The organism is Planococcus sp. NCCP-2050, assembly GCF_023708025.1.
Classification (GTDB): Bacteria; Bacillota; Bacilli; order Bacillales_A; family Planococcaceae; genus Planococcus.
Map to the genome: position 1 here is coordinate 34,990 of NZ_BRCX01000005.1, position 22,294 is coordinate 57,283.

At 42.2% G+C, this 22,294-nt stretch carries 20 protein-coding genes; 6 read left to right on the forward strand and 14 right to left on the reverse strand.

Features of this window, described 5'->3' with window-relative positions; genetic code table 11:
* The 7 genes from NFU07_RS14395 to NFU07_RS14425 all read right to left on the reverse strand — a co-directional run bounded on the left by NFU07_RS14395 (position 1) and on the right by NFU07_RS14425 (position 7,966).
* A complete protein-coding gene (locus NFU07_RS14395; protein ID WP_251479254.1) occupies positions 1-717 on the reverse strand; it encodes a YesL family protein in 717 nt (238 codons plus the stop codon).
* A gap of 23 nt (positions 718-740) precedes the next feature.
* On the reverse strand, positions 741-1,577 hold the full coding sequence (locus NFU07_RS14400) for a carbohydrate ABC transporter permease (RefSeq protein ID WP_251479256.1): 837 nt from the start codon (positions 1,575-1,577) through the stop codon (positions 741-743).
* Entirely contained in the window at positions 1,577-2,452 is an 876-nt protein-coding gene (locus NFU07_RS14405; protein WP_251479258.1) for a carbohydrate ABC transporter permease, read from the reverse strand. Before NFU07_RS14405 ends, NFU07_RS14400 begins: the two co-directional genes overlap by 1 nt.
* A 110-nt stretch (positions 2,453-2,562) precedes the next feature.
* Complete coding sequence (locus NFU07_RS14410; RefSeq protein WP_251479260.1) at positions 2,563-3,816, reverse strand: sugar ABC transporter substrate-binding protein; 1,254 nt, start codon at positions 3,814-3,816, stop codon at positions 2,563-2,565.
* 73 nt (positions 3,817-3,889) lie between these two features.
* Positions 3,890-6,259: a glycoside hydrolase family 65 protein gene (locus tag NFU07_RS14415; RefSeq protein ID WP_251479262.1), complete on the reverse strand. Its 2,370-nt coding sequence runs from the start codon at positions 6,257-6,259 to the stop codon at positions 3,890-3,892.
* 265 nt (positions 6,260-6,524) lie between these two features.
* Positions 6,525-6,704, reverse strand: a complete 180-nt coding sequence (locus tag NFU07_RS14420) for a glycine zipper domain-containing protein (protein WP_251479264.1) — start codon at positions 6,702-6,704, stop codon at positions 6,525-6,527.
* A 194-nt stretch (positions 6,705-6,898) separates the two neighbouring features.
* Positions 6,899-7,966, reverse strand: a complete 1,068-nt coding sequence (locus tag NFU07_RS14425) for an S-layer homology domain-containing protein (RefSeq protein ID WP_251479266.1) — start codon at positions 7,964-7,966, stop codon at positions 6,899-6,901.
* A 327-nt stretch (positions 7,967-8,293) separates the two neighbouring features.
* On the opposite strand from NFU07_RS14425, the gene NFU07_RS14430 reads away from it, so the two are divergent.
* The 3 genes from NFU07_RS14430 (at position 8,294) to NFU07_RS14440 (ending at position 10,706) form a co-directional block, all read left to right on the forward strand.
* On the forward strand, positions 8,294-9,118 hold the full coding sequence (locus NFU07_RS14430; RefSeq protein WP_251479268.1) for an STAS domain-containing protein: 825 nt from the start codon (positions 8,294-8,296) through the stop codon (positions 9,116-9,118).
* A 272-nt stretch (positions 9,119-9,390) separates the two neighbouring features.
* Complete coding sequence (locus NFU07_RS14435; RefSeq protein ID WP_251479270.1) at positions 9,391-9,735, forward strand: hypothetical protein; 345 nt, start codon at positions 9,391-9,393, stop codon at positions 9,733-9,735.
* Positions 9,736-9,833: 98 nt separating this feature from the next.
* A complete protein-coding gene (locus tag NFU07_RS14440) occupies positions 9,834-10,706 on the forward strand; it encodes a GNAT family N-acetyltransferase (RefSeq protein ID WP_251479272.1) in 873 nt (290 codons plus the stop codon).
* Here the strand turns inward: NFU07_RS14440 and NFU07_RS14445 are convergent.
* From NFU07_RS14445 to NFU07_RS14465, 5 genes are all read right to left on the reverse strand, one after another.
* Positions 10,701-11,759 carry a Gfo/Idh/MocA family protein gene (locus NFU07_RS14445; protein WP_251479273.1) on the reverse strand — a complete coding sequence of 353 codons (1,059 nt, stop codon included), beginning with the start codon at positions 11,757-11,759 and terminating at the stop codon, positions 10,701-10,703. The two genes, NFU07_RS14440 and NFU07_RS14445, sit on opposite strands and share 6 nt — an antisense overlap.
* An 11-nt stretch (positions 11,760-11,770) precedes the next feature.
* Complete coding sequence (locus NFU07_RS14450; RefSeq protein ID WP_251479275.1) at positions 11,771-12,745, reverse strand: ABC transporter permease; 975 nt, start codon at positions 12,743-12,745, stop codon at positions 11,771-11,773.
* Positions 12,738-14,252: a sugar ABC transporter ATP-binding protein gene (locus tag NFU07_RS14455; protein WP_251479278.1), complete on the reverse strand. Its 1,515-nt coding sequence runs from the start codon at positions 14,250-14,252 to the stop codon at positions 12,738-12,740. Before NFU07_RS14455 ends, NFU07_RS14450 begins: the two co-directional genes overlap by 8 nt.
* A 79-nt stretch (positions 14,253-14,331) precedes the next feature.
* A complete protein-coding gene (locus tag NFU07_RS14460) occupies positions 14,332-15,315 on the reverse strand; it encodes a substrate-binding domain-containing protein (RefSeq protein WP_251479280.1) in 984 nt (327 codons plus the stop codon).
* Between the two features lie 115 nt (positions 15,316-15,430).
* Positions 15,431-16,420, reverse strand: a complete 990-nt coding sequence (locus NFU07_RS14465; protein ID WP_251479282.1) for a LacI family DNA-binding transcriptional regulator — start codon at positions 16,418-16,420, stop codon at positions 15,431-15,433.
* Between the two features lie 195 nt (positions 16,421-16,615).
* Here NFU07_RS14465 and NFU07_RS14470 point away from each other — a divergent pair, with 195 nt between their 5' ends.
* Positions 16,616-17,584 (forward strand): sugar phosphate isomerase/epimerase family protein, encoded by a 969-nt coding sequence (locus NFU07_RS14470; protein ID WP_251479283.1) that lies wholly within the window; start codon positions 16,616-16,618, stop codon positions 17,582-17,584.
* A 77-nt stretch (positions 17,585-17,661) separates the two neighbouring features.
* Here NFU07_RS14470 and NFU07_RS14475 read toward each other — a convergent pair whose 3' ends face one another.
* Positions 17,662-18,462, reverse strand: coding sequence for an SDR family NAD(P)-dependent oxidoreductase (locus tag NFU07_RS14475; protein WP_251479285.1), 801 nt, complete (start codon positions 18,460-18,462; stop codon positions 17,662-17,664).
* 287 nt (positions 18,463-18,749) lie between these two features.
* Positions 18,750-19,610, reverse strand: a complete 861-nt coding sequence (locus tag NFU07_RS14480) for a PPK2 family polyphosphate kinase (protein ID WP_251479287.1) — start codon at positions 19,608-19,610, stop codon at positions 18,750-18,752.
* Positions 19,611-19,791: 181 nt separating this feature from the next.
* Between NFU07_RS14480 and NFU07_RS14485 the strand changes: the two genes are divergently transcribed.
* On the forward strand, positions 19,792-21,042 hold the full coding sequence (locus NFU07_RS14485) for a PucR family transcriptional regulator (protein ID WP_251479289.1): 1,251 nt from the start codon (positions 19,792-19,794) through the stop codon (positions 21,040-21,042).
* Positions 21,043-21,153: 111 nt separating this feature from the next.
* The gene (gene ald / locus NFU07_RS14490) at positions 21,154-22,284 is read left to right on the forward strand and encodes an alanine dehydrogenase (protein WP_251479292.1); all 1,131 of its coding nucleotides are present in this window, start codon (positions 21,154-21,156) and stop codon (positions 22,282-22,284) included.
* The last annotated feature ends 10 nt before the right edge of the window (positions 22,285-22,294 follow it).

Here is a 22,294-nt window from a genome sequence, read left to right on the forward strand (position 1 = left end):
CTATTGCAAAAGATTCCCTGTTTTATCAAGCTGTGCTTTCGTTTGGATTTTAAGGCTAAACCGGTAAAAGGCAAGGAATGAGAGATACGCGCTTAAGCTGCAGATGAAGAATGGGAATAAAAACAGCAATTCAGTCATTCCTGTATACAAGAGCGACAGGTTGCAAATCACGATGAATCCGCTCATTAAAGGATTGCCGGCTGTAATGAAAAAAGCGTTTTTCATGATGTCACGGATGCCCATCCGGTAATGTGCAGCCAACGAAAAGAAATTGATGGTATAAACAAACAACCCGACTCCAATAACGATAAACACAATTTCTAGCAGGCTGCTCTCGGCTTTAAAGAAATAAAAATCAATGATCCAAACCGCCCAGAAGCTTTGCAGAATAATTCCAGCGACAAGGTTTTTCCGGTAGCCTTTTTTCAGATAAGAGAAATACGATTTCACGAGCGAACTTTGCCCCGTCTGCATAATCCAATCGCGCACCATCGAAAAGACGGCAATCGTGCTTGGCACAGACAATAGCGGAATGAACAGCAGGAGCGGCAACAAATACCAGACGAATCCTGCCTCAAAACCATTCAAATAAATACTGGAAATGATCAATAACACCGGCAGATTAAACAGAAACCACAAAATATTCACCGCTGAAAAGCGCATGATCCATTCGGCTGCTGCATATAAAATTCCAGTAAATCCATTGAAATCACGCATTTCTATCCCTCCTTTTCAGCGTATTATTTCACGGCTCCTTCGCCAATCCCTTTGATAATGTGCTTTTGCGCCAAAGCGTAGAAAATGATGACCGGAATGATGGTCAAAGTCAGTCCAGCCATAGCTAAATTCCATTGAATCGTAAATTCACCAAAGAAGTAGAATGTCGATAATGGAATCGTCCGCAGGTCCTTGTCGATCAAGGTCAAAGACGGCAAGAGGAAGTCATTCCAGATGCTGATGACATTCAAAATCATGACCGTCGCCGTAATCGGTTTCAGCATTGGAAAGATGATGCGCCAAAACACACCGAATTTTGAGGCGCCATCAATCGTTGCAGCTTCCTCCAGCGTAATGGGGATAGATTTGATGAAGCCATGATAAAGAAATACCGATAATGCCGAATGGAATCCGATGTTCATGTAGATTAACCCTTCATGCGTGTTGTACATCGGGATATTCAAATCTTGGGTGATGGTACTGATAAATTGCATGAGCGGCATCATTAATGTCTGGAATGGAATGAGCATCGTCGCAATAAAAGCCATAAAGATAAATGTGCTTAATTTATTGTTTGTACGAACGAGCATCCAGGCAGTCATAGAAGACAAAATAACAATGAAGATGACGGAAACGATGGTGACATAAAGCGAATTCAACAACGCACTTATGAAATTCATTTTTTCCATCGCTTCTATATAATATTGAAAACTGAAATTCTCAGGCAGAGATAAAGCATTTTCATACAATTCCTGCCGGTCTTTAAACGAGTTGACGAAGATAATGTAAATTGGAGAAAGGAAAAACAGCGCCAACAAGATCAATAAAATAGATTTAATCCATCCGGAAGCTTGTTTCATCACATCTCCACCTCACGTTTCTTCGTCAAATACACTTGAGTTAACGTAATCGCCGCCACAATAACAAAGAAGATAATGGCTTTTGCTTGGCCAAATCCGTAATTGCCGCTGCCGAAAATTTCATTGTAAATATTCATCGCGAATAATTCAGTAGCGTTTGCTGGTCCTCCGCCTGTCAATGAAAGGTTGACATCGTAGATTTTAAAAGCGGACGATAAAGTCAAGAACAAGCTGATGGTTAGCGCAGGCATTAAAAGAGGCAATGTAATTCTCATGAACCGCTGCCAAGGAGTGGCCCCGTCAATTTTAGCTGCTTCCACTACATCATTTGGAATCGCCTGGATTCCTGCAATATAGACAATCATGACATAGCCTGCCATCTGCCAAGTAAATACAAAAACGAGTGCATACAAAGCAAATTCAGGATCAATAAGCCAGTTGAAGAAAACATCTGTGAGTCCGGTCAATTCCCCCAGAAACTCAAAGACGTCCAGGAACACGAACTGCCAAATATATCCGAGAATCAACCCACCGATTAGATAAGGCATAAATAAAAGAGTTCTCGCTGCATTTGCTGTCCGGATTTTCGACGTAACCAGCAACGCAAAGGCGAGGCCCACTACATTAATGGTGATGACCGACAAAACTGTAAAGAGCGTGGTCAGCCAAGCTGACCGCAGGAATTGATCGTCGTCAAACAACTTCCCAAAGTTGTCCAATCCCACAAACTCCATCGGATTGGCTGCAATTCCATCCCATTCGAAGAAGGCATAATAGATGCCGATTATAAAAGGAATGATGACTACGGTCGTAAAAATAAATAGCAATGGCACGACGAACAAGATGAACCATTTTCTTTTGTTTTTATTTGCCACGTCTTTCCCTTCTTTCTAGTCGCTGAAATATAAAGAGGAAAAATTGAAAACCCATTCTATAAGGAATAGTGGACACGCCGAAGAGGCGTGCCCAACTACTCAATGCTTATTTACTGTGCGCCTTGCCATGCCGCATCCATTGCTTCAATGAATTCTTCACCGGACATATCGTCTGTAAAGAATTGTTGAGCGACTGGCGTCAAATCGTTCGGTACGATATTTGCAGGGTATGCACCTTGCGACCATGGAATGGTTTCCCCACTGTTACTTGCCTCCAATACCGTTTGTGATAATGGATCAAGATCTCCTGCTTCAATGTTCGTCATCGCTGGAACAAAGCCAAATTCTTCAACAATATAGCGTTGGCCTGTTTCACTCGTAAACATCCAGTTCAAGAAATCATTGGCAGCTTGGATTTCAGCTTCATCTTTTTCACCGTTGACAGCCCAGTTGCTGCCGACGCCGACTGCAAGCTTATCGTTGCCATCAAGCGGGAACGGCAGCATGCCGACTTCGAAATCCATATCGAATTCAGACAGCATTCCCCAGGCCCAGTTTCCTTGATGGATCATGGCTGATTTGCCTGAAGCAAAGTCCCCGATTTGCTGGTCATACGTTACGCTTAGAGGCGTTGGTGTATTTTCTTTGATCGTTTCCATAAACTTACCGAATTCCTGGAATTCCGGTGTTTCAGCCATTGTTACTTCTCCTGCATTCAACTGCTCAATGAATGCATATGGATCTTCCTGCACAGAAAATGGATAGTTGCTCATATGCCCAATCAAGAAATAAGCATCTTGCGCCAAGCCAAGGCCTGTAATGTCCTCGCCTTTGAATTTCTCAAGTGTGCTGGCAAATGACTCATAATCTTGTACATCTTCCGGCTTGACCAGATCTTTGTTGTAAATCAATCCGAATCCTTCTACACCATAAGGAACGCCCACAACTTTGTCGCCCACTTTCAATTCCATATCAGGTGCAATATCGGCTACGTATTCTTCTGAACTTAAATCATAAAGATAAGATTCCAACCGTTCCGCTTCTGTAACATTTTGGATACTGAAAATAGACGGCCCTTGATTGCTGTTCATCCGGATTTGAAGCTGTTGGAAATAATCGTCTCCGGTTGTTCCCAAGACCTCTACTTCTACTCCTGTTTCATCCGTGTATTCCTGGGCCAACGCTTCCAACTGATCGGAAATTTCAACTTTACTTTGGAAAATCGTGATTTTTTCCCCTGACGAGTCCCCGCCTGAATCTTCTGAGCTTCCGCCGTCATCGTCCCCTCCTCCGCTGCACGCTGCTAAAACCAGCATGACCAGACCTAAAAAAAGTGTACGCAAGACTTTTTTCTGGTTTGTCAATGTAAACTCCCCCTTCTAAAAGTTTGGATTACTATAGTAAATAAAATGATGGATCATTTTATAACTACCGATTTCACTTAGCTTGCACTGGAATCTGGATGCGATTTTCACATTCGAACACCTGTCCGAATGATTCAAAAGTGACTTTCTCCGGCCCTTTTACGGTTACCGTGAACAAATCTTTTCGAATGGCCAAGTGTAGAATTTGCCCTTGCCACGTTATATTGAACTCCATAAAACGCCAATGATCCGGAATCTTGGGATTGATGCTCAGTTGACCTTGCCTTATGCGAACCCCCGCAAAGCCAAATACGGCTGTTTTCCAAAGGCCGCCGATTGCAGCAGCATGGATTCCGTCGTTGGATGTGTCCATCCGCTCGCCTAAGTCGATTTCGATGCTCTTCTGGAATAAGGAATAAGCGAGATCACCACAGCCTATATCATTGGCTAAAATGGCATGGGTGGCGGTGCTAAGAGAAGAATCATGCAAAGTTCTCGGCTCATAAAAATCAAAATTCGCTTTCTTGATTTCCTTCGGGAATTGCCGGATTCCATTAATGGAAAGCTGCTCCAGTAAATACAGCAAAACGAGGACATCTGCTTGTTTGGTTACTTGAAGCTCATTGATTTGTTCCGAATTATAATCGCGGTAGATCGTCCTGACCTTCACCTGGTTCCTATACTTCGATAAATCGATTTGCTCGAGCCCAAGATACGCATCATCCTGTGGAATGACTAAATCTTCTTCTCGCGGCTCCGGCAAATATACCTTATCCGCTTTTTCTTGCCATTCATTATACGATTCCTCCAAGTCCATCTTCTCCGATAGCTTTTCGAATAATTCCGGATTGGATTCTTTTGACTCCACGTAATAGTGAATCGCCAATTTCAAATTGAAATGCGCCATATAATTAGTGAACGCATTATTATTGACATGTTCCTTATACTCATCCGGCCCGATTACATCGTTTATTTCGTAGCGCGCTTTTAGGCTGCTCCATTCCAAGCGGCTTGCCCAAAATGTTGCGGTATCGAAAACCATTTCGTAGCCGTAGGCATCCATAAACTCCTGATCCCCGGTCGCCTGTTCGTACTGGTAAATTGCAAAAGCGATATCAGCAGAAATATGGTGTTCAATCAAACCCGACCAGATTTTCGATTGTTTGCCTGTGACGATATCAATATCCCCCCATTCAGGGGTTACTTCTCCGTCTTCCGGCCAGGCCATTTCCCAGGGAAACATTGCCCCTTTATAACCATGTACAGCTGCTTTTTTCCGGGCTCCTTCCAGTCCAAGATACCGATAGATCAAAAGTGACTTGGCTATTTCGGGGTTGGAAAAGATGAAAAACGGCAAGATAAAGATTTCGGTATCCCAAAAAGCATGCCCTTTGTACCCTTCTCCACTTAATGCTTTTGCTGCAATCCCCATCCGCTCGTCGTGTGCAGGGGCCATAATCGTCAAGTGATAGATTGCAAAACGGATGGCTAATTCGTCAATGCCCTTTTCACTGTCCACTTTAAAGGCATATAAATTCCAAACTTTTTCTTGCCACGCTTGCTGATGCAAATTGAACAGCTTTTCATATCCTTTTAAAGCAAACTGTTTTAATTCTTCCATTGCGTCATTTTGTATTTTTTTTAATTCAAAGCCGTCATGTAAGTTCTCTTTATTGCGGCTTGTATGTACTGTTGCCAGTTTTTCAATCGTTAAGACGTCGTGCTCCTGCAAATCGAAGGCATATTTCAGCCAGACCCTTCGGCGTTCCATGTCCATCTCAGGTTCAATATCGATTTCTTTGCCGTTCCAATTCACTCGATGAGCCGCTTGATGGACCACATCGATGCCGGATTCATTGGTCGTTTGTGTCAGCTGAAGAAAACGATTATCGAAGACGCGCCGTTCCCCTTCAAGAAAATGCTGGGATCCAGAATTTGTCATTTGGGCGTTGATACCTGAATCGAAGGCGAACTGAACATCTCCTGATAAACTTTTCACCTCCATTTTAAAGGCAATTAGGTGGTGATGTTCCAACGAAACAAAACGACTAAATTTGAAGGATAAAGTTTTGCCTTTTGGGGAAATCCAAACGAAGGAGCGGCTTAATTCTGCCGTCTTTAAATTCAGTTGCCTCAGATAATCACTCGTCTCACCCACTTCTAAACTAAAACGTTCTCCATCCACCCGGATGTCCAGTTGAACGATGTCCGCAAGATTCGGCAATTCGGTCACTTCATTTTGCTCTGAGCGATTGAAAGTTCCGTTTATAAAAAAATTTCTTTTTTCCTGCAAATATGGTTCTTCCGTTGATGACCGAAGTCCCATATAACCATTGCCTAGAGCCATGATCGCTTCGCACTTGCCTAATTCGCCTTTAGAGAACTCGGTTTCAGAAATCAGCCAATTCTCGAGCTCCCCTTCTCCCCTTGAATAATCCAGCATCCCGATCCCCCCTCTTTATGTAAGCGGTATCATTTTACGAAAACGTTTTTGTAAATTAAAAAAATATATACGTTTTATTCCGAGACCCTACAGGACTGTTCGATAAAACGTGATGTTCGTTACCCAGCTTATTGCTTTCTACCCGCATTATAAATCTTAAAATCGAAATAGTCAATTAATTCCGGAATAACAGACTGTAAATTTACCCATCGCTTAGACCACCGGACTCATCTTTTACATTCTAAAAGAGCGGCTAACATTCCCATTATTGAATGCGCTTTTGTTCAACTGCTGCCCCAATCGCTAATCCGACAGCAATTCCTACACCGACTCCCACTGCCAAATACCCAAACAATTGCCCAAGAGCTGCTCCAATCGCTACTCCTAGCGCAATGCCCGCCCCGATGAAAGGTTTTTTTCCTTCGCCATCTTTTCTATCAGCCATATTCACCACTCCTCTTGATGCTATTAAGGATTTCCTTTGGCCAGATCCAGATTTCTTTCTTCTTCCCATCATAAGACATCGGCCGTTTAATTCCAAATAAATTGACAGAATAGTTACACAAAAAAAGAATTGCCCCAAAAATAATTCGGGGCAATTCCTCTATGCTGCAAAATCGTTCGCATTCGATTTTGCTTTTATTGCGTAATGAAAATTTGTGTATGATACATACGATAAGCGCCGCCTGTATAGGTACCGACACCTGTATGCGTATACCCAGGGTTCAAAAGATTTTCCTTATGGCCAGGGCTATTCATCCAAGCATTCACAGCACTTTCTGCAGTCGTATAGCCTGCCACTAAGTTTTCTCCAGCAGCCCGATAAGAAATTCCCGCTTTTTTCAGCAAATCGGAATACAATCCTAAAGTTGGGGACTCGTGCGCAAAATAATTATTGTCGACCATATCTTTCGATTTAATCAGCGCAATGTCTTCTACGCCTTCATGAACTTTCAAGGCTGGAGCGCCAACTTTTGCTCTTTCTTTATTGATCAACACAACAATTTCATCCATGATCTTTTCGTTGGCTGCTGAAACAGTTGGAACTGCCGGCAACCCATTAGCCGGAGGAGCTTCGTTTAAATCCAGGATTTTTTTGATAAATACCGCCATTTGAACGCGTGTCACGTTATCGTATGTTCCAAAACGGTCAACGGCCGTTCCTTGTGTAACCCCGTTAGCTACCAATGCATTGATAAAAGGATAGAAGGTATTGTTAACAGATACATCTTTAAAACTCTTTGTTTTATTGCTGGTTCCTTTCAAGTCAAAAGCAAGGGCCAGCATTTTAGCCATTTGGCCGCGCGTCGCCGGTTCATATGGATTGAACTTCTTCGCCTTGCTTAGTATACCCATATCCACTAAAGCTGCAATTTCGGCATAACCGGAAGTTTTTGAAGAGACATCAGAAAATCCAGGGTTTGCATATCCTGTCGTCGGAATATCAAGTGCACGGACAATAAACATGGCACTTTGAGCTCGCGTAACCGCAGCATGCGGTTTAAATGAACCATCCGTATAGCCAAGGATGATTTGTTCATCGGTTAATTCCTTAATGGCTGGATAAGCCCAATAATTTTCAGAGACATCTTTAAACTTCGAAGCCGCCTGAACTTCATTTGAAAAAGCCGAAAAAACTAAAACACAGGCTAGCGCCAACATGCTGAGTGCATACGCTACCTTATTTCCTTTAAAGAATGCTGCCATATTACCTCTCCTTTTCAATAATATTTTTTTGATAAAATTAGTATAACAAGGATCGATTTCAAATCCAAATAATAGAAGAAAATAAATAATCGGAAATTTCATACAAAATTTTTATAATTTTATATAATCTAAATTAAAGCAAAAATACCTATTTCTTTCTGACTTTCATATGCTAATATGATTATTCAACAGAAAATTAGTTATACAAAATTCAATATTTTCTTGATTTCAAACTCATTTTTCACTTTTTTTAACTTTTTAGGTTTAAAGACACATACCTTGAGGTACAGGTATATGTTGTACATCAAAATTAAAGGAGAAATTTAAATGGCAGACGCGTTGCAAAATTCAGTTGAACTAAAAGAATTTTTCCAGGGTTATAAATCCGAATTTGAAAATAAGCTTCTTTCAGAAGCAGTAAATGTAAAAGACAAAATTAATGAAATACTTACTATTGGAAATATAGATTTGATTACGAACGCCCATAAACTGGTTGGTTATATCGTCGACGGAGAAGAAGAGGATCTGCGTCTATTCGCAAAACAAGAAGGCATCGCATGGGCCACTCATTCTATCGATCTTGCCTTCAAACTTGAATGGATACAGGCTATCCGCAGAACGCTTTGGACGTTTATCGAGAAATTCGATGAAGAAACAGACAAAGAACTGGCATTAGATTTCTTCCAGCTAGAAAAAGCCGTCAATACAGGACTTGATTCATTTTTAAATACTTTTTTCATCAATTACTCTACATACAAAGATTCCTTGATTCTTGCCCACCGGCAATTAGTTGAAAACCTTTCAGTTCCGATCATCCCGATCAACTCTTCAGTTTGCATCTTGCCGCTTATCGGGACCATTGACTTTTTCCGCACCAATATCTTAGAAGAAAAAGTGCTTACGGAAATCGGACGTTCCCGCATCCAGACATTGATCATTGATATGTCGGGAATTGCAGATATGGAAGTTGAAGTCATCCACCATTTGATGAAGATTATTGATGGAACAGCGATGATGGGCTGCAGATCAGTGATAACCGGCCTACGGGCTGAAGTGGTCCGGAAAATGATTAACCTCGATTTGAAATTCGATCAAAAAACCAAAACGCTCGGAACACTCCAACAAGCGTTGAAGGAGTATTTGGTTGCTTAAGTATTTCTAATTAAATAGATCTCATTTCATATGCGCTTTCCTTTAAAGGAGGCGCATATTTTACGTGGAACTTTCTTTTAACTAATTAGTAGGTCTTTTAGTTATTTTTATTTTTAGAATTTTGTGAGTACTTACACTTGACTAAATATTTGTAGACCATATAAACTATAAAAGAAAAGATTTCGTAGTATTTTATGCTTATCAACCTCTATATCATTTGTTGCTTTTTCACGGGTCTTCATCGAATTCAAATGAAAAGGAGTTCAAATAATATGCCCCAAAAACAAATAATCGTCCAAGAAGCTATCCATTACTACTTTTTAAAGTCCAAGGATTTTAATGATGAAGACGATTCTCCTACCATCACTCTCTTTTGCCGCCTTTCCCGTGAAACAACTTATTCTGACTTGCTGCATACATATAGCAAAACAGATACGTTTTGGGTTGATATTGATGAATTGAAATATGAAGATGCGCCGGAAAAATTGAAAGAGCTGCCGGATCAAATATTCCGTTACGCAATTTCAGAAGCAGTTTTTAAAGATTTATATAAAATCTCAATGAGTAACCCTAAAGAACTATATACCATAACGCCTTATTCCATTAAGAAAATATAAAGTCTTCTCCCCTGTAATTTCCGGATTTTCTTTTCACAAGAAAGTCTGCCCTCTATTGTTTATAATAAAAGCATCAATTAAACAGGGAGTGGAACCGAATGGAGCAGGTGATCAGGCCTTTGGAGCTAAAAGATTATCCTTACTTAAAAGCGATGGAGACCGGAATTGAAGATGATTATGTCGTGCGGATCTTCGAACGGCTTGTAGCAGGGCAGAACCGCCTATATGGTTTGTTTATAGGAGAGCACCTGGCAAGCGTTTGCGGCTATACGCTTTTCGGCAAAAGCCATGCAATGATTGGGCGGATCCGCAGCGATGTGCGCTACCGCGGAAAAGACTTAGCGACACAATTAACAAAATACGTACTCAACGTAGCGAAAAATGATGAAACGATCCGATGGGTCGGAGCAAATACACAAGAAGAAAATCTCCCGGCTCGCCGCGTTTTGGAAAAGCTCGGTTTAACTGTTTATTCAGCGGATTACGGAGCTACAGCCCAAGATCTATCCATGCTTGAAAACAACAACGGAGTTTGGACGGAAATAAAAGAACTTTCCCTTAAAAAATCCTGGATGGAGCGCCTTTATATTGAGACCGGTGCTGTATTTCCGTATGAATGCTATTATCCTTTCCCGGCAACTCGTGACCTTTTTACAGACGAAGAGCTTGCGCAATGGGGGTTCTACGAAAATGAAGAAAGTACACGAATCCTTATTACGAAAAAAGACTTTAAAAAACATGATTTCCTGCAGGCCATTTACCCGTGGGACGATATTATGGAACAGCCCGGTTTATGGGAAACCATTTCAGCTGATTACCGGAAACTAGCAGAAGAAGCAGAGGGTGAATGCTTTGTTTGGATGGATTTAACGAAACAAGCAGCCCATTCACTCCCTAAAAATCACCCTTTCACGCTTTCTTCTCCATGGATGTTATACGGAATACCTGCAAAAAAAGAGTCTCTCCTATAAAAATTGGAGAGACTCTTTTTCAATGGTTACCACTTTTTGTGTATCTGCTGCTTCAGCAATAGCTAAAATCACTTTAAGAGCATTTAAAGCTTCTTGGCCGGTTACAGGCGGCTTTTGATCAAGGCGTATGCTTTCGATAAACGCATCAATGACTCCTGAATTCGTCTGCTTTTCATTAGTTTGCATGTCTTCTAGCTGATACTTTATTTTCGTTTGGTCTTTTGCCAGAATTTCCAGTTGGTATTCATCGTCGCTATAAATTTTAATAATGCCTTTTTCACAATAAATAATGGTGCTATTGTCTTCTCCTCCGTAATGGGTCCACGAAAATGAAGCCGTCCCTAAACATCCTTTAGCTGTTTTTAGGCTGCAGACAATATTATCAGCGACTTCAATTACATTTCCATTCTCATTGATTTTATGCAGCGATCCTTGAAAGGCGCTCACTTGTTCAATTTCATCATCCAAAAGAAAATGCAGCAAGTCGATTTTATGGATGCCAAGATCACCGCCTACTCCTAAACCGGAGCGCTCTTTCTTAAAAAACCAAGTCGAATTGGTTTTATTGATGCCCCAGGTTTCCGGCCCTGCATGGCCAAAAGTCGTCCGGAAAGTCAGCACTTTCCCATAATCCCCGGAAGCGATAATTTCCCTGGCTTTTTTATGAGCTTGAGTAAATCGCTGGTTATGGTCAATCATCAATTTTTTTCCGGACATTTGTTGGGCTGCAAGAATTTCTGCCGCATTTTCAACAGTTAATGAGATTGGCTTTTCACACAGGACGTGTTTGCCGCTTAATAAAGCTTTTGTTGAAAAAAGATGATGGTGCTCATTAGAAGAACAATCACTGATGGCTTGGATTTCCGGATCTTCGAACAATTCTTCTACCGTCTTTGCAACCCGCCCTGAAAATTGAGCAGCCAATATTTCTGCGCGTTCAATATTGCGGTCGTAAAAAATGATTTCTTCTACAAACGGATTTGCTTGATATTCAGGTGCATGGCGCATTTTCGTGATCGATCCGCAGCCGATAATGCCGACTTTCATTCCCATAAAACAGCCTCCTATTCCCTTTTTTGGAACACTACAGCGATGATGATGATCAGACCTTTTACAAAACCTTGAAGGTGCGGAGAAACGTTCATCAAATTCATCATATTATTCAAGATACCGAGGATCAGAACGCCAAATAAAGTGCCGATGATTTTCCCCCGGCCACCAGTCATTCGCGTGCCTCCAATAATAACCGCTGCGATGGCATCCAATTCATATTGAACACCTGAACTGGACGAAGAAATGGAATTGAGCCGGGAAGTTTCAATAATCGCTGCGACGCCGACTAGCAAACCTGTAAGTGTATAGACGCCGATCTTGATGCGGTCTACACGGATAGCTGACAGCAAGGCAGCTTTTTCATTGCTTCCTAATGCATAGACATAGCGGCCGAAGCGCATTTTATGCATCAATACATAAACCAATGCCGTCATAGCCAAGAAAATAATGACTGGATAATCGAAAATCCATAAATTATTGTTAGCAATTGCAGTAAATCCGGAAACTTCTCCTGAGACACTGCCGCCTTCCGCAATGTATAAAGCAATCGACCTTGCTGCAGCCATCATGCCGAGGGTTGCAATAAAGGAGGCAATTCTTCCTTTCGCAACCATCAGCCCATTGAGAAACCCTACGAATGCCCCCACTAAAAGAGCCGTGAATACCGCAATCAAAATACTTCCGGAAGCATTTAAAGATAAAACTGAAATAACCCCAACCAATGCCAAGACCGAACCGACTGATAAATCGATGCCTCCAGAGAGCATCACCACAGTCATTCCCATTGCAATAATGCCGATGATGGATACTTGCATCAAGATATTAAGCTGGTTGTTCATATCCAAAAATCGCGGGTTCAGAATAGACGATGCGATGAAAATAAGGACAAAAGCGATAATGACGCTATACTCTGACCATAACCAGGACAGTCGGCTTTTCATCGTCGAAGGTTGGGGCTCGTATTCTTTAATGTTAGCGTTAGTCAATTTTCACAGCCTCCCTTTTTGAACCAGTGGCATATTGCATGATTTCCTCTTCCTCCGCTTCTTCACCTTTGAAGCTGGCAGTAATTTCCCCTTGGTACATAACGTGTATAGAGTGGCAGATCCTCATGACTTCCGGAGCTTCTGAAGAAAGAATGATAATCGCTTTTCCTTGTTTCGAAAGTGCAATAATTTCCTGATAGATTTCCTGTTTTGCGCCGATATCAATCCCTTGAGTCGGATTATCAAAAATAAGGATATCGGTTTGCGCTTCCAGCCATTTAGCGATAATCACTTTCTGTTGATTGCCCCCACTCAATTTATCAATTGTCACGCGCGGATTATGGACTTTGATATTTAACATCTCTTTATAATGCTGAAATCTCTTCCTTTCAATCTGTTCTTGAACAAAACCTGCCCGTTCAAAATTCCCCATAGCGGACAAGCTCATATTATGGATAACGCTTAAATCCTTGATAATGCCATTTTCCTTCCGATCTTTTGGCACAAAGCCTAGACCCGCTTTCAATGCCTTTCTTGGGTGGTTAAGCTTAACAGAGCGGCCGTGGATCTTAATTTCTCCCCGATACTTTTTGCGGTATCCGAATAAGCTCTCAAACAATTCCGTTCTTCCATCTCCCGCCAGTCCCGTAAAACCAGCAATTTCTCCTTTGCGAACAGAAAAACTGACATTCCTGAAAAGCCCCTCACTGGATAGATTCTCTACTTGTAAAGCGATTTCCCCAAAAGGATGTAGATGGAGGAAGCGCTCCTGTGAGATTGATTTTCCGACCATCATTCGAGTAATCGTCTCTAAATCTTCATCTTTCATGCTGCCCGTGCCGACAACTTGTCCGTCCCGCAAAACCGTATAGCGGTCGCATACTTCTTTGATTTCCTTCAATTTATGGGAAATATAAATGATGGAAACGCCTTTCTTTTTTAAATTCCTCATCAATTCAAATAAACGATGGACTTCATGTTCAGCCAACGACGTAGTCGGTTCATCCATGATGATCAGGTTCGAGTTATGCAGCAATGCTTTGGAGATTTCAATCAATTGCTTGTAAGAAGTGTCCAGATTCCGCACATACTCTTTTGGATTTATGTCTACATCCAATTGAGCCATAATGTCATGTGTTTCTCTGAGCATTTTCTCTACATTCAAAATACCTGCACGATTCCTGAGTTCTGATCCTAAGAACATGTTTTCGTAGACCTTTAAATCGGATACCACATTCAATTCCTGGTGAATAAAGCTGATTCCTTGCTCTTGGGAAACTCTCGGATTTGCCATTTTGACTATTTTTCCGTTTAACTGGATAACCCCTTGATCCGGTTGATGCACACCACCAAGGATGTTCATTAAAGTAGATTTCCCGGCTCCATTTTCACCGAGCAGCGCATGAATTTCTCCTTTTTCAATATTCAACGAGACATTCTTCAACACGCGGACTCCATTAAATGATTTATCGATAGTTTGCATTGTCAAAAAAGGATCAGCCGTCATTGCTCCAATTCCCCCTCTTCATCAGAAAAGAAGAAACGCGCCGGGTGCTGCATTGTCCAGCGCATTTCCTGGATTTCAATTAAAATTTCGATTCCGGGTCGTAGAATTCGTCGACATTTTCTTTTGTTACTTGAGTCGCTTCTTTCACAACCATCGCCTCTGCCGGATCGTTTCCTTTTGCAATGTCAGCTGCAATGGAAACTGCATCTTCTACCATAGTCGGAGAATAAAGGAAGGTCGCCTTCATCAAGCCGTCATTTTGAATGTCTTCGAAAACTTCCTTAGCACCGCCAGCCCCTGTAACAAACTGGATATCTGTACGTCCTGCTTCTTTAATAGCTTGCAGAACGCCTAATGCCATTCCATCATCTTGGGTGAAGACAGCATCGATTTCCGGATTTGCCTGGAGAATATTCTGCATGACTTCCAATGATTTTTCTGTCGAGAAGTCTCCGCTTTGAGATGCGATGATTTCCATTCCGTCAGCTGCTTCAACAGCTTCTTTGAATCCTGAGCCGCGCTGTTCAGTCACCGAACTAGGAGGCCCTGATATTTCGACCACTTTTCCTTTTCCATTCAATTGTTCCACAAAGAATTTACCTGCATTAACCCCAATTCCTTCATTATCACCTTTTACGACGACAGTAGCTGCGTCGTTTTCAAGTTCCCGGTCAACAATGACCAAAGGAATTCCAGCATCTTTGATTTTTTGTCCAACAGGTGTGAGTGCGGCTGATTCAATGGGCAGCATGACAATGACGTCTACATCTTGAGCAATGAGATCGTCTACATCGTTCGCTTGCTTATTCGGATCTGCAGCATTGGTCATCACGTATTCAATGCCATCGCTTTCCTGCAACGCTTTTGCTTGTTTTTCAGCACTGTCAATCAATGCCCCCATCCATCCATGTGTTGCAGAAGGCAATGAAATACCAATTTTCAAAGTTTCTTCTCCATCATTTTCTGCTCCCTCTCCACTTCCAGAAGCTGGTTCATCGCCACAGGCAGCTAATCCGAAAACAGTTACGAACATCAACAATAAAAACAGGAATTTCTTCAACATCATCCACCCCTTCGTTTTTTTCTCATGCTCCCTTTCTTGCAAACGGTTACATTTCACAACCAAGGCCAGCGCTCTATCACCAATCCCTGTATCGATAGAGCGCTAGTCTTGGCTTTCATCCTGATGTCGATTCTCTGATGATCAATTCATGGTCAAATACGATGCTGTCTATTTGCTTGCCTTGAATTTTATCAATTAACATCTGAGCGGCGGCGATTCCCATCTTGTACATGGGCTGTGCAATCGTCGTAAGTGTAGGATTGGTCATATTGGAAAAATCAATTTTGTCGAATCCGATAACAGCAAAATCTTTTGGAACAGACAGCCCGGATGCATTTATCTCCTTCAAAGCGCCGATTGCCAATAAATCAGAGACTGCGAAAACAGCGGTCGGCCTTTCCTCCAGTGAGAGAATTTTTTTCATCGCCTGTTGGCCATATTCAAAACCAAGATGTTGTGTATAGTGGATATATTCCTTTCGGATCGGAATGCCGTATTCCGTCAAAGCGCGTTCATATCCTGCCCTCCTTTCTCTCGCATAAAGGAATTTCTCATCTGAATTCATCAAGGCAATTTTTTCATGCCCCATGTGGATAAGATGTCTGACTGCCTGGTAGGAAGCCATTTCATTGTTGATCGTTACATAGGGAATTCCTATCCCTCCTCCGTACTCGCTGCATTGGATAATGGCGTATTTCTCGGCCAATTGCTTTAAAGTTTCAACATTGACTGCCGGGTCCATCGAAATAATCCCATCTGCCATTCTTTTGCGAACAAGGTCAAAGTAGATATTTTCTTTGTCCGGATTTGAATCAGTCTCACATAAAAGAATATTGTAATGATGATTCAGCGCCGTATTTTCGATTCCTTTAATAATTTCCAAATAAAAAGGATTCGAAATGGTAGGAATTAAGATCAAAATGATTCGGCTTTCTGAATTACGCAGATTTCTGCCAAGCATACTGGGCTCATATCTTAATAGTGAAATGGCTTCTTCAACTTTAATGCGTGTTTTTTGCGATACACTATTCTGCCCGTTCAATACTCTTGAAACTGTAGCTACTGAAACCCCTGCTTGTTTAGCTACTTGCTGAATATTCGCCATAGGCATTCCTACTTTCCCTTTGCTCACTGTCAATGAAATCGATTACATTTTCATCTTAAATTATTCAGAATTATCTGTCAATAACTATTTTATTTCTCTAATTCCCTTGATTTCCTGTAGATTTATCGCTATATTTTGAATGTAATGGATTACATTTCTGTATTTTCCGACTTTAACTTAAGGGAGGTCTTTCTAGTGGATTTAGGGGTTTTCACTGTGTTATTTGCGGATAAAAATTTTGATGAAATGCTTAGCTATGTTGCTTCAAAAGGAGTTAAAGCAATCGAACTCGGAACTGGCGGATATCCAGGGGATGTACATTGCAAAGTGGATGAATTGCTCGAAGATGAAAGCAAGCTGCAAGATTTCAAACGGGCAATCGCTGACCACGATTTAATGATCAGTGCGCTAAGCTGTCACTCAAACCCGCTTCATCCTCAAAAAACGATTGCTGCCGAAGCAGATGAGACGATCACAAAAACATTGAAGCTTGCTTCCAAATTGGGCGTTCCGGTAGTCAATACATTCTCAGGCTGCCCAGGAGACCATGAACACGCACTTTATCCGAACTGGCCTGTAGCGGCTTGGCCGCATGATTTCCAGGAGGTTTTAAAATGGCAATGGGAAGAAAAACTGATTCCTTATTGGAAAGAAAAAAATGATCTGGCCGAATCGCTTCATGTGAAAATCGGCTTGGAACTCCATGGCGGATTTTCAGTCCATACCCCTGCTACATTGCTTCGCTTAAGGGAAGCTTGCGGCCCAGCAATCGGCGCAAACTTAGATCCGAGCCATTTATGGTGGCAAGGAATTGATCCCGTTGAAGCGATCAAGATTTTAGGCAAGGAAAACGCCATCCATCACTTCCATGCGAAAGACACGATGATTGACCAGCCGAATACGAATCGAAACGGTGTGACAGATATGACCGATTATGCCAATATGCAAGACCGCTCCTGGTATTTCAGAACGGTGGGATTTGGCCATGATCAAAAAACATGGGCAGACATCATCAGTGCACTGCGTTTATACGGCTATGACTATGTCGTAAGCATCGAACACGAAGACGGCTTGATGTCCATCGATGAAGGTTTCACAAAAGCCGTTGAGAATTTAAAGCCTGTTTTGGTCAAAGAGTCCGTTGGGCAAATGTGGTGGGCCTAAACTGTAGAAAACAAATAGGCATTAGAGAAAGAATGAGCCTTTCTCTCATGCCTATTTAAAGTGATTTGAAACTTCTTTTACCTCATAACGCTGCCCCCGGAAATCTTGAGCGATTCGCCGACTATATTCGGCGCGGCGTCTGTTAACAGGAAGACGATGACATTCGCTACTTCCTGCGGCGTCGAAAGCTGTCCGGAAGGAATGCTTTTTTTCGCTTCCTCCATTCCTTCTTCAAAAGAGATCCCTTTCTTATCTGCTTTTTTTCGGATGCTGTTCCAAGCCATTTCGGTATCGACATATCCTGGACAGACTGCATTGACGCGAATATTATGTTCAATCGCTTCCACCGCCATGGATTGTGTCCATCCAACTACTGCAAATTTACTGGCAGCATATGCGGAATTGCCATGGGTCCCACGCAGGCCGGATAAAGAAGCAAGATTGACGATATCTCCTTCTTTCCGCTCGAGCATGCGCTTATATACCAATTGGGTCAGAAGCAAGGTCGATTTAAAGTTCAAATTCATCACCTGCTCTAAAGTTTCCTCATCGAGCGCTTCTACGACATTGCCTCCCCCGACTCCTGCAGAATTTACCAGCCCATTGATAAACCCGAGCTTTTCTTCTGCCGCTGCCACCAATTCTTCACGGCTTTTGGAATCTGCTAGATCTGCGGGCATGAAAAAAAGATTCTTTTCATCTGTCAGCTGCAGCAGCTCTTCTTTCAATTTCTGCAGCTTTTCTTCGTTTCTTCCCGTTGCCGTAATTTTCGCTCCCATCGATGCAGCGATTTTTGCAGTTTCGTATCCAATTCCTCCTGTTGCTCCAGTTATGAGAATATGTTTATGCGCTAACGCTTCATTAGAAAAAATACTCATAGGCTGCCTCCTTCATTTTGCTTCTGCTCCTCTTTTTCCTTTTTCAACCTTGCTCAAACTTTGCTCCAGACAGAAAGATCAGGTTTGAAAATCTTTCATATAGGTAAAGAATGACTAAGATTGATAAAGGTGGGATGAATATGAATATACGCATGTCTTGTATGGGGAGCCTTATCGTTTCGATTATCCTATCCATCATTTTGACGGTTTTGATCAACTTAATTTTTCTATAAAACGAAAAGCTTCTAAGGGATCCAGTCCCCTAGAAGCTTTCCTTCTGTTTTGCCTTATTCGTTTTCCAGCATTTTGACCGCTTCATCTAATTCCTCTTTTTCTTCTCCTGAAATTTCAGGGAATTGAGGATTTATTTTTTCCAGAAGTTCGATCATGACTTCCGTAATAATGTATCTTGAAAATTCTTCATTATCCGCTGGCAGGATGTACCAAGGAGCAAATTCAGTCGATGTCTTATTTAATAAGTCTTCGAATATCTCCTGATAGCCATCCCAATGCTGGCGCTCTTTCACATCATTGAATGAGAATTCCCAATTCTTTTCCGGATCTTTCATCCGCTTCAATAATCTTTTCTTTTGCTCGTCTTTGGAGACATTGAAGAAGAATTTGACGACCGGGAATCCATTCTCCACCAAATATTGTTCGAAGTTATTAATTTGGCGATAACGCACATCCCAAATCTGTTCATCAATCAATTCATCCGGCAGCGGTGTTTCCCCTAATAAATCATGGACGCGAGGCGCAATGACCTCTTCATAATAGGAGCGGTTGAAAATACCGATTTGCCCTCTTTCCGGAAGCCCTTTTTGAAACCTGCGCAAATAATCCATTTTCAGTTCGGCTTCACTCGGCTTTTTAAATGAAGTGGTCTTAAGCCCCTGAGCAGTCAAATTTGAAAAAAGATAAGTGATGGCTTCATCTTTCTCAGCAGCATCCATCGCTTGAAGCACCACGACAATTCCTTTTTCCTCTTCGGCAAGGAGTTTCGTGTGCAATTGCTTTAGCCGCTCTACGCGTTCAGGCATCTTTTCGTTTATTGATTCATCCCCAATGACATTATGGTCCTCGGCTGTGCCGTAATTTTTAAGTTTTACTTGGTCTTCTTTCTTTACTAAGTATTTACTCGTATCCATACTGGCCCTCCTTCTTTGTATCTGCAAAGTTTTGTGCGACCGTCCTTCCTATAGTACCCAGCAGCCATATACAGCAAACGGGGCGGACTGCCTAATTTATGTCCATTGCTTGTCTAGCACAGCTTACCCACTTTCGCTATACTTATCTTATAGAATCGCACCTGATGCAAGGAGCTGTATTATGAAAGAAACCCATGTGGACAACCCGTTTAAAAAACCATTCAGCACACTTCAAGAGTTAGCCGACAGCGTGAAAGAGATATTGGATTGTCCCGCCACAATTGAAGACGCCAATCATCGTTTGTTGGCTTATAGCTCTCATGAAGACGCCACGGATTCCGCCAGAATCGGCACAATCATGAGCCAGCGTGTTCCCGAAAAAGTCATTAACCGCTTATGGAAAGAACGGATTATTCCTAAGTTGATGAATATGGATGCCGCTTTGCGGATTCCTGAAATTGCAGAAATCGGACTGCGTGATCGAGTCGCGATTGCGATTCGCAGAAATACGGAAGTGCTCGGCTATATTTGGGCACTCGAGAAAAATGAACGGTTATCCGATGAAGAATTAGCGCTTTTAAAAGATGCAGCTGCTGCTGCTTTGCCGCTTCTCTTGAAGCTCCACCGGCAGCGGAAAGAGAAAGAGGAAAACTACCAGGATTTCTTTTGGCAATTGCTGACGGGCCAATTCAAGTCAGGCGAAGATATCCAAAAGAAATTCGCCCAATTGCATTTGAAGATGCCGGCTCGATATGCGGTTCTCGTCTTTCAGTTTGAAGAAGAAATCAGCCGCAAGATCGAGGAAAACATCTCCTATTTAATTACGACAAGCCAAAAGATTACAAACCATTTCATGGTGGTGATGCGAAATGAAGTCATTTTAATCGCCTCTCCCCATCCCACACAGCCGGATGAAAAAGTATTCAACGATTTCATTTCCTTTTTCATCACAGCGATGAATAACCGTTTTGCGGTCAAAGGCATCAAAGGCAGCTCAGGAACCGTCTATAAAGACTTTGAAAAAGCAGAAACCAGTTACCAGGAAGCGCTAAAGGTCCTTCAGTTAAGGGCCTACTTCCCTGCCGATTTGGCAGAAGCCACCCATTACCATCAACTCGGCATATTCAAATACTTCGATGCCATTATCGAAGAAAAAAGATCCAGCCATTACGAACATCCCGCTATCGCGGTGCTCGAACAATACGATCAGCACAATAAAACAAATCTGCTCGCTTCCCTAGAGATTTTTATCCAACAGGACAGCAATGTCCATGAAGCCGCGAAAAAGATGTTTATCCACACGAATACGATGAGCTACCGCCTAAAAAGAATAGCTGAAATCAGCCAATTGAATCTTAAAAGCACACATGAAAAAATGGCGGTGTACTTGGATTTGAAAATTCGCCAATGGGAAAAGCAAAATCGTTTGTGATTTTTCACAAATCAGAGCTTTTGGTTTTTTCATTTAACACAAAGTAAAACTCCTTTTTTCCCCCTATAATGGATTTTACACGCACAACATTATTTCAAGGGGGAACAAGAAATGATAATTGGCATTCCAAAAGAAATCAAAAATAACGAAAACCGGGTAGCGATCACGCCTGCAGGAGTGGACGCTTTCCTTAGAGACGGACATACGGTCCTAGTTGAAACACAAGCAGGAATGGGAAGCTCATTTACAGACCAGGATTACATCGATGCTGGAGCAAAAATCGTTGCCACTGCTAAAGAAGCTTGGTCCGCTGAAATGGTCATGAAAGTAAAAGAGCCGATTGCTTCTGAATTCGCATACTTCCGTGAAGGCTTGATCTTATTCACTTATCTTCATCTTGCTGCAGAACCGGAATTGGCGAAAGAATTGGCTGACAAGCATGTGATTGCAATCGCATATGAAACCGTTTCTGTAAACCGGACTCTTCCTTTATTGACTCCAATGAGTGAAGTGGCTGGACGCATGGCTGCACAAGTCGGCGCTCAATTCCTTGAGAAAATCTACGGCGGACAAGGCATCCTATTGTCTGGAGTTCCAGGCGTCCAACGCGGAAAAGTAACAATCGTCGGCGGCGGTGTAGCTGGTACGAATGCAGCGAAAATGGCTGTCGGCCTTGGTGCACAAGTAACGGTCCTTGACTTGAATCCGGAACGCCTTCGCCAATTGGATGACATCTTCGGAAACGATGTAACTACGTTAATCTCGAATCCGTTCAATATTGCAGAATCCGTACGCGAAGCTGATTTGGTCATCGGCGCTGTTTTAATTCCCGGTGCAAAAGCGCCTAAATTAGTAACAGAAGAAATGGTCAAATCGATGAAGCCTGGGGCTGTCGTGGTAGATATCGCTATTGACCAAGGCGGAATTTTTGAAACTTCCGACCGCATTACGACTCATGATGACCCGACTTACGTAAAACACGGAGTGGTGCATTATGCGGTAGCAAACATGCCGGGAGCCGTTCCAAGAACATCGACGATCGCTTTGACGAACGTCACAATGACTTACGCTTTGCAAATCGCTAACAAAGGCGTTAAAAACGCCATCCTTTCAAACCCTGCTTTGAAACTTGGCCTTAACACAGCAAATGGCAGCATCACGTATGAAGCTGTTGCTAAAGACTTAGGCTACGAGTACACATCAGCAGAAGAAGCGCTTGAGAAAATCGCAGCGTTGAACTAAGCAAAAAAGA